The sequence below is a fragment of the Mesorhizobium sp. M1E.F.Ca.ET.063.01.1.1 genome (assembly GCF_003998155.1).
GTDB lineage: Bacteria > Pseudomonadota > Alphaproteobacteria > Rhizobiales > Rhizobiaceae > Mesorhizobium.
The window spans coordinates 1-7,783 of record NZ_RZSC01000250.1 but is presented as its reverse complement, the minus strand read 5'-3'; the positions used below and the strand labels follow the sequence as shown (position 1 = coordinate 7,783).

General features: G+C 58.9%; 6 protein-coding genes, 3 pseudogenes and 1 other annotated feature. Of the genes and pseudogenes, 4 read left to right on the top strand and 5 right to left on the bottom strand.

Going from position 1 to position 7,783, the window contains the following annotated elements; translation table 11 throughout:
• From EOA29_RS18360 to EOA29_RS18350, 3 genes and pseudogenes are all read left to right on the top strand, one after another.
• Positions 1-894: TOPRIM nucleotidyl transferase/hydrolase domain-containing protein (locus EOA29_RS18360; protein WP_348628896.1), on the top strand; the 894-nt coding region annotated here is incomplete at its 5' end.
• Positions 887-2,662: an ATP-dependent helicase gene (locus EOA29_RS18355; RefSeq protein WP_127221250.1), complete on the top strand. Its 1,776-nt coding sequence runs from the start codon at positions 887-889 to the stop codon at positions 2,660-2,662. The genes EOA29_RS18360 and EOA29_RS18355, both read left to right, overlap by 8 nt.
• Positions 2,663-2,750: 88 nt before the next feature.
• Positions 2,751-3,247: pseudogene (locus EOA29_RS18350) on the top strand (transposase); the annotation flags it as partial.
• Positions 3,035-3,151, top strand: a sequence feature (AL1L pseudoknot). Its footprint overlaps the pseudogene before it by 117 nt.
• 61 nt (positions 3,248-3,308) lie before the next feature.
• Here EOA29_RS18350 and EOA29_RS43070 read toward each other — a convergent pair.
• Positions 3,309-3,479, bottom strand: a pseudogene (locus EOA29_RS43070) (hypothetical protein); the annotation flags it as partial.
• Positions 3,480-3,956: 477 nt separating this feature from the next.
• Between EOA29_RS43070 and EOA29_RS44035 the strand changes: the two are divergent.
• A pseudogene (locus EOA29_RS44035) lies at positions 3,957-4,107 on the top strand (SAM-dependent methyltransferase); the annotation flags it as partial.
• A 100-nt stretch (positions 4,108-4,207) separates the two neighbouring features.
• Here the strand turns inward: EOA29_RS44035 and queE are convergent.
• The 4 genes from queE to EOA29_RS18320 all read right to left on the bottom strand — a co-directional run bounded on the left by queE (position 4,208) and on the right by EOA29_RS18320 (position 7,170).
• The gene (queE, locus tag EOA29_RS18335) at positions 4,208-4,939 is read right to left on the bottom strand and encodes a 7-carboxy-7-deazaguanine synthase QueE (protein WP_127221249.1); all 732 of its coding nucleotides are present in this window, start codon (positions 4,937-4,939) and stop codon (positions 4,208-4,210) included.
• Positions 4,936-5,292 (bottom strand): 6-carboxytetrahydropterin synthase QueD, encoded by a 357-nt coding sequence (gene queD / locus EOA29_RS18330; RefSeq protein ID WP_127221248.1) that lies wholly within the window; start codon positions 5,290-5,292, stop codon positions 4,936-4,938. The genes queE and queD overlap by 4 nt, the downstream gene beginning before the upstream one ends.
• Before the next feature lie 11 nt (positions 5,293-5,303).
• Positions 5,304-6,014, bottom strand: coding sequence for a 7-cyano-7-deazaguanine synthase QueC (gene queC, locus EOA29_RS18325; protein WP_127221247.1), 711 nt, complete (start codon positions 6,012-6,014; stop codon positions 5,304-5,306).
• Positions 6,015-6,426: 412 nt separating this feature from the next.
• Positions 6,427-7,170 carry a GGDEF domain-containing protein gene (locus EOA29_RS18320; RefSeq protein WP_210213153.1) on the bottom strand — a complete coding sequence of 248 codons (744 nt, stop codon included), beginning with the start codon at positions 7,168-7,170 and terminating at the stop codon, positions 6,427-6,429.
• Positions 7,171-7,783 lie beyond the last annotated feature (613 nt).

Sequence of the window (7,783 nt, the reverse complement as noted above, 5' to 3'; positions counted from 1 at the left end):
CATCTCCAGCGTTCGATTTATCGGCATTTGTTTACCAGGCTTGCTGTTCCAGATGATGCTGGTTCGATCTCGATCTTTCTGACGACGCATTCTCCGCATATCGCGAGCATCGCGCCGTTGAACTCTATCGTGCTTCTGAAGGATGCCCACAATCAGGGGACCGTGGCTACGTCTGCGGCACAGATTACTCTCTCCACCGCGGAACGCGACGATCTCGCGCGATATCTGGACGTCACACGTGCAGAAATCCTGTTCGCGCGCGGTATCGTGCTAGTCGAAGGAGATGCCGAGAAGTTTCTTGTTCCCGAGTTCGCAAAACAGCTGAACATCGACCTCGACAAGCTTGGGATTTCGATCTGCTCGGTCGCGGGAACGAATTTTAGGCCCTACGTGAAATTTTTGACCGCCCTCGGCATTCCGATTGCCTCAATCACCGATTGGGATCCTGCACTTGGAAAAACACCGCTAGGCATCGCACGCGCAACGAAACTGTGTCTTCTGATCGAAGGGCTTAAAGATGGTGGCAATGTTGCGACGCTCAGAGATGAGATCAAACGGATCAACGACGATGAGGATGAAGACGACCTCGCGGAAAAATTCGAGGAGTTCGGCATCTTCACCAATGCGCACACGCTGGAAGTAGACCTTTTCAATGGGGGATTCGCAGACAAAATGCTGGACGTACTCGATACCGTCGACTTCGGAGCTGCTCGAAAACAAAAGCTATCTGATTGGCGCACCGACAACAGCGACCTTGACATCGACGAGTACCTTAAGATGATCGAAGCCACAGGAAAGGGCCGTTTTGCCCAGCGCCTCGCTTCCAAGGTAGCCGGCATCGAACCGCCAGCGTACATCCGCAAGGCACTGGAGTTCGTGGCGGCCCGTGTCTAGCCCAAACCTTTATCTACGTGCGGCCGAGGACCTTCGTGCGAACGAAGGGCAGTGGAACGCCTATAACTCGACAGGGCACTGCGTCGTTCTTGCCGGTCCGGGCAGCGGCAAGACCAAGACCCTCACGCTTAAGCTCGCGCGAATGCTTGCCGAAGATGTTGACGAGCCCCGCGGCATAGCGTGCATAACTTACAACAACGAGTGTGCGCGCGAACTGGAGGACCGCCTCCTCGGCCTAGGCATCGAGGCGAGCAGACGTGTCTTTATTGGCACGGTTCACTCCTTCTCGCTGACGCAGATCATTCTTCCCTACGCAAAAGTCGCGCAGATGGGCTTGCCAGACGGCTTTCAGGTTGCGACGCGCACAGAGCGGGCAACCGCATTGGATCGAGCCTATCGGCGTATTGGTGGGGGACCGCAGAACCCACAAGATTTGGATTTCCCGATGGGGACGTACCGCCGTTCGATCCTGAACCGGGACACCACCCAATGGCGAGAATCAAGCCCAAGAATGGCGGCGCTAGTAGAAGCTTTTGAAGCGGAATTGCGATCGCTCGAACGCATCGACTTCGACGATATGCCCCTGCTGGCGGTGCGCGCATTGCGGCAACACAACTGGTTGCAGAGAGCGGTACTCGCCAAATACCCCATACTTGCTGTCGACGAGTATCAAGATCTAGGTCGAGCTTTGCACCGCATGGTGATGGGTTTTTGCTTCAGCACTGGAATGCGTTTATTCGCGGTTGGAGATGTCGATCAGTCGATCTACGGCTTCACCGGGGCGAACCCCGAACTGCTCAGGCAAGTCGCCGATCGCGACGACGTTGAAACGGTGCCCCTGCGTTTGAACTACCGTAGTGGCTCGCGGATCGTTACCGCATCCACCTATGCTTTGGGGGAAGACCGAGGTTATCAGGCCGCTGACGGACAGCCAGAGGGCGATGTCTATTTCCATCCTCGTTCCGGTGGCTATGATCAACAGGCCCGCTATGTCCTCGATACGATCCTACCGGCCATTCAGGAACGGCAGCCGGACATAGGGATTGGCGACATCGCTATCATCTATCCTGCGGCTTGGATCGGAAACGCGTTGGCAACGGCCGCGACTGCCCGTTCGGTTCCGGTTCTCCGGACGGACGGGAACTCCATCTATCCGCGCAACAGCCGCTTGATGAGATGGGTCGAGCTATGCGCGGAATGGTGCTGCGGCGGGTGGCGAATCGGCGTCCCCCTTTTCAGCAGAGTCGCTAATGAGGGATTGAGGTTCTTTTCCGAGGAGCTGCCTAACGAGAATTCGCAGATGGAATTCCAGAGGCAGCTCGTGAAGTTTCTTTGGGATCGCCGCGACGGGACAGTGGACCTGCGCGACTGGCTCGAAAGCCTGCATACGCAGCTTGTCTCCGGCCTGCTCACCGGCGCTCGGTCTCTCCAGGACGAACGCGAGACGTTCTTGACCTTTTTGGGCCGATGCACGGATGGAGACTGCAGCCACATGGTGCTGTCAGAGTTCGCCGGCCAGAGTGACGGAGATCACCTCAAGCTGACTACGCTGCACAGTTCGAAGGGGCGCGAATTTGCAGCCGTGGTTATGTTCGGAATAGATGAAGGCAGAATACCCCGCACGGATGACACGGGTCGAAAACTTGTCGAGGCACGGCGGCTCTTCTACGTCGGGTTCACCAGGGCACAGCGGGAGGTGCATATCGTGTACTCAGCACCCAATCCCTCGCAATTTGTCACCGAGGTGGAGGAGCGACTTGCAGGCTAGGTGCGTGGTTTGTGGATCATAGTAAGTTTGCCCTTCGGTTGTGTCTGAACCGCGCCGGGTTGATCGGAGGCTCCAACTCCTGAGAGCCATGACAAGCAAGACGACCAACAAGTTCTCTCCCGAGGTCCGAGCCCGTGCGGTGCGGCTGGTTCTGGATCACGAAGGCGAGCATGCCTCGCGGTGGGCGGCGGTGTCGTCGATCGCCGCCAAGATCGGCTGCACGGCGCAGACGCTGCATGAGTGGGTGAAGAAGGCCGAGCGCGACAGTGGCGTGCGAGCCGGTGTGCCTACGGATGTGGCGACGAAACTCAAGGCTTTGGAACGCGAGAACCGCGAGCTTCGCCAGGCCAACGAAATCCTTCGTAAGGCTTCCACGTATTTTGCCCAGGCGGAGCTCGACCGCCGGTTCAAGCCATGATCGCATTCATTGACGATCACCGCGAGGCGCATGGGGTCGAGCCGATTTGCAAGGTGCTGCCGATCGCCCCGTCGACCTACCACGACCATGTCGCCAAGCGCATCGATCCCTCCCGGCTGTCGGCTCGGGCGAAGCGGGATGAGGCTTTGAAGGATGAGGTCCGACGCGCAACGGTGCCAGCGTATTGAATTCGAGCGCGCGACGGAAACCGTCGAAGTCCATGTCAAGCGTGGATTGGCGCTCTGGACCCATTATCCCAGCATTGTTGACAAGAAGATCGATCGGTCGGTCCCTGAGAACAGCAGCGATACGGTCGAGCGCCTGTGGGTCTGTGACATCCACGCCTTCGAAAACCTCGCAAGGCAAAACGCCACAGGTATGCGTGCGCACCAAAGCCACGACATCATTCCCCTGTTGCGACGCGAAGGCAGCGAGCGCACGCCCGAGCCCTCGACCGGCCCAGTAATTAGCACCGTTCTCGTCATGCACACGGCCCTATCGCGCGCGCGTGAAACAGGTATGACAGTCATCCGCCGCCCCGCGGATATGGCTTCACTGGATGAATTCGAGAAGCCGCAGTCATCGGGCCGGTTGGAATAGCCCCTTTGTGTCCCGCGTCTCCGCGACGGGAATGCGGGCTGCTGGCGAAGGGAAGATGGTCGCGGGCCGAGTCATGCCGGGGTCTTCGCACCCTGCGAGAGCGGCGCTGACGCCTCCAGGAGTGGACGAACTGTGCGAGAGGAGGACCAGGTCGTTCGCGGGTTGTCGAAACGCCGTGAACCGACGATACCCATATTGCGGCGCTCCTCGAGCTAGGGGGCGAACCTGGCCGGTATGGACGGAATTGCTCGAGATCTCGCGGTGTCGCCTTGAAGACGGGGGCGATTGCTTGTGGAGACCTCAACGAACCTCCGCCCTTCAACGATGATGCTTCGATTTGATCCTCGGCTCCCTTGTCATGGACTATCGGCCTGACTGGTCGGGCCGCTTTTCGGAATTCACTCGTCTGCTGCCCCGCAGCGGCCGTCCGGCGCAAACGCAATCCGGTCCAAGCCTTTGCGAGGCGCCGTGCAAAGCTCAGAGCGGTTGGCGGAATTGCCGATCGTTCGTGCCACGAAATTGAGCCATCACACGCCGCGTCGGTTGCCCCAGGCCAGCACATGCAACTGCGGCAGGACCGTTGCTGTGAACCACGCATCCACCGCGACCTTGTCGACAAGCCAGCGGAAGCGCCGCATCAAATCGTCGATGTCGGCCTCTTCGCTGCCAGGACCCGCATGGCTGATCAGCGGAGCAGGATTCCCGACCTGCAGATAGACCGGGAGGGTGGGATAGCGGTTCGCCACGAGCTGGGCATAGGCATAGTCATCGTCGTCAAACACAGCCACCTTGACCACGCTTTGCGCTGCGCCTTTTGCCGCCGCGACGCAATCGTCCAGGGACTGCCAGTCGGTTGTCATCCCCGAAGACGGCGGCTTCGGGCTGAGAATGAGCCAATCGAGCGCGGCAAACCAAGGTTGTGAAACGCTGCCTTGGGTCTCGAGGGCGAAGGCGTGCCCTTTCTGCCGGCCCTGTTCGATGAGCGGAGCCAAGGGCTGAAGTGCAGGATTGCCGCCGGACAGCGAGACAAGCACCCGAGAAGAACCCGACAGCCGCTCAACCTCCGTCAAGATCGCGGCCGGCGTCATTAGCGTCCAGTCTTCGCGGAACTCGGGCAGCACCGCATACAGCGTATCGCACCAGCGGCAGCGGTAATCGCAACCGCCCGTGCGGACGAACACAGTCGGCCGCCCGATCAACGGACCTTCTCCCTGGACCGTCGGACCGAAGATCTCGCTAATGCGAATGCTTCCCTTCATGGGCGGTATTCCGCCCACGTTTTCGGGGTCTCACTGATACGGACGGCCGCGACCTCCGGCCACCGCTCACAGCACCAGTCGTAGATCCACTTGGCAATGACCTCGCTGGTCGTGCGATCATGCCCGAGGACCTCATTGAGGTGGCGATGATCCAGGGTGTTGTCAATGAGCGCCTTGAGTTCCGAGAGTTCGCGGTAGTCGCGGACAAAGCCGACCGCGTCAAGCTCGGCCGACTGCAAGACGATCTCGACTTCGTAGTTGTGGCCGTGCAGCCGGGAGCAAGGGTGCTCGGCCGGCAGGCCGCCGATCACATGTGACGCCGAAAAGGCAAACCGCTTGGCGATCGTGTACATGATTGCGCGCCCTAATGCCGTTGCGTTGCCTGGTATTCCTGGCAAGCTTCGATCCAGTAGTCAGGGTCTTCGTAAGATGTTGGATCGTGTTGGGCGGCGAGATGAAAGGCCTCGCGCCGCTCCACGCAGGTGCCGCAGCGACCGCAGTGATGAGCCCCACCCTGGTAGCACGACCAGGTTTCCTCGAAGGGCACGCCCAGTCGTGCGCCTTCACTGACAATGTCGGCTTTGCTCAGTTGCAGGAACGGCGCGTGAAGGGCGATCCTCGCCAGTCCCTCCAGGGCATGGCGCTGCATGGCCTCGAAGGCTTCGACGAAGGTCGGGCGGCAGTCCGGGTAGATGAAATGATCCCCGCCGTGGACCGCTGCCGCCACGGCATCGGCCTGTTCCGCCGCGGCTACACCAAAGGCCACCGCCAGCATGATGGCGTTGCGATTGGGGACGACGGTGACGCGCATGCTGTCTTCCGCATAGTGCCCCTCGGGCACCGGGCCGCCGCTGGTCAGCGCCGATCCGCTCAGGAGGCGTCCGACCGCTGCGATGTCGACGACATCGTGCGGAACGCCGAGGCGCAGGGCGCACCTCTGGGCATAGTCCAGCTCCTTTTTATGGCGCTGACCGTAATCAAACGAGACCAGACGGGTGAGGACGCTTTGGGCTGCGACCTTGTGGGCGAGCGTGACGGAATCCAATCCGCCGGAACAAACAACGATAGTCTTCACCTGGCTTCCTTGTTTTTACCGGGTAGGCTGCGACCGGATCGGCTAACGTGCCGAAGGACGTTTAGTGGGTCACGCACGAATGTGCGCCATCCGCGAAGGGGATGGAACGCACCATCCGCTTTGTGGCGCAACGAATAACCAGTGTTGTGTCAATGTCAATGAGAAGTGCGTGGGCGATTGCCTTGGTTGCCCGGTTCCTCGACCGTCTGCTCCACATATGCAGCTGCTGCGGGGCAGCAGCCTCCGCGCAGAGACCGCTTCGAATGGTGTCTCAGATTTTGAGTGCAGCGTCACTTAGCAAGTCGTGACAATGAACGTCGTCGGCAACTCTTGTGCGGTGCATATGCTTCCAACGCCTGACCCGCCGCAGGAGAGACCTAACGCCCGAAAGAACAAGCCAAAGCAGGGGCGGCTATGGTGTCACGACTCGCAATCTGGACACTTCATAGTCGAACGCAGCGCGGTTGCGGCCACGCTGCTTTGCTTCAAAAAGGTATCGTCCTGCCGTGCGAAGAACATCCTGGGCGTCTGCATTGCGAGCAATTTCCGCACCTCCGATGCTGACGGTCACCTTTACATTGTCCTGTTGCCCCTTGCACCAGGCCATCGCTTCGACAAGACGGCGGATGTTCTCTGCAATGGTCATTGCCTGTTCGTTGTGCACGCCTCGCAGCAGCACTGCGAACTCTTCGCCGCCAAGGCGCCCAACTGAATCGCCAGGGCGCGTCAGATAGACAAGCGCTTTTGCAATTCGAACCAAAGCCTCGTCACCTTTGGAATGCCCGTGCTTGTCGTTGAACAAGGAGAAGTGGTCCGGGTCGATAAGGAGAAGCGTGTCGTATTCACCCTCGTCGCGCTCCCTGTCCATCTTTGCCATGAACCCGCCGCGGCTAAGGAGCCCCGTCATCGGGTCGTGGCTGGTAACGAATGCCAGCCTGTCGTGGGTCTCGCTGAGCGCCGCATACGACTTCTCCAACTTGTCACATGTGTCCTGGATGGTTTCCGACTGGACGAAGATGTAGGCACTGACAGGCATCCCAATCAGGATGGGGATGAGGGTGCATTCCACCCAACTCAGCCAGTCGATCGGCATGTGCAAGGCGATTCTCGCCGTGAACGACAACCCAAAGGTCGCGACGATTGCAATGATCGTCACGATCGTTGACTTGCCCAGAATACGCTTGCTTCGAGGTGTCATTGTTATTCTTTGGAGATTAGCAGCGCTTCTTTAAATAGCGGGCTCTGAAAGAGCCGTTACCAAGTCGTTTAAGATTATTCCCAACCCGGACGGGGTGGAGAAATTTCGCGGTCCTCTGAGGTCGAGAAAGCATCGGCACGAACCGTTAAAAAGCGAGTTTTTCGAATCTGCTGGTGTTAGTTTTTCGGAGTTACTCCATGCTGCATGGATGGTGACTGCTGATATGCGCGGGCTAGGCTGGCTTAGAGAACTACGATTGGCTGAAGCTCAGCAGATACGAGATCGGATAGCTTCGCTTGAAGTTGAATTGATCAGTGCAGCGGCTGCCAAAGGCAAATTCAATTTGGGTCACCAGCTTCGTTCGCAGAAGGCCAGGTTGGGGCGCTTGGAACAATGCATAGCCTGGATGCCGAAACGGCTCTGATACGTGCTATTTCAGTCCGGATCTTTGGGCCTGTCACGTTCACCGAAAGCCGAGAGCGGTCGCAGCGGCCCTTTTATCGCAAGCTGGCGCAACCGCAATTCTGAACATAGTGGCAGAGCGCATTTTGCTGGCCCTTTAGCCGATAAC

Bases quoted from the DNA above. Each gene is read 5' to 3' on its own strand.
- queE (WP_127221249.1), bottom strand. From the start codon at position 4,939: ATGAAGGGAAGCATTCGCATTAGCGAGATCTTCGGTCCGACGGTCCAG.
- queD (WP_127221248.1), bottom strand. From the start codon at position 5,292: ATGTACACGATCGCCAAGCGGTTTGCCTTTTCGGCGTCACATGTGATC.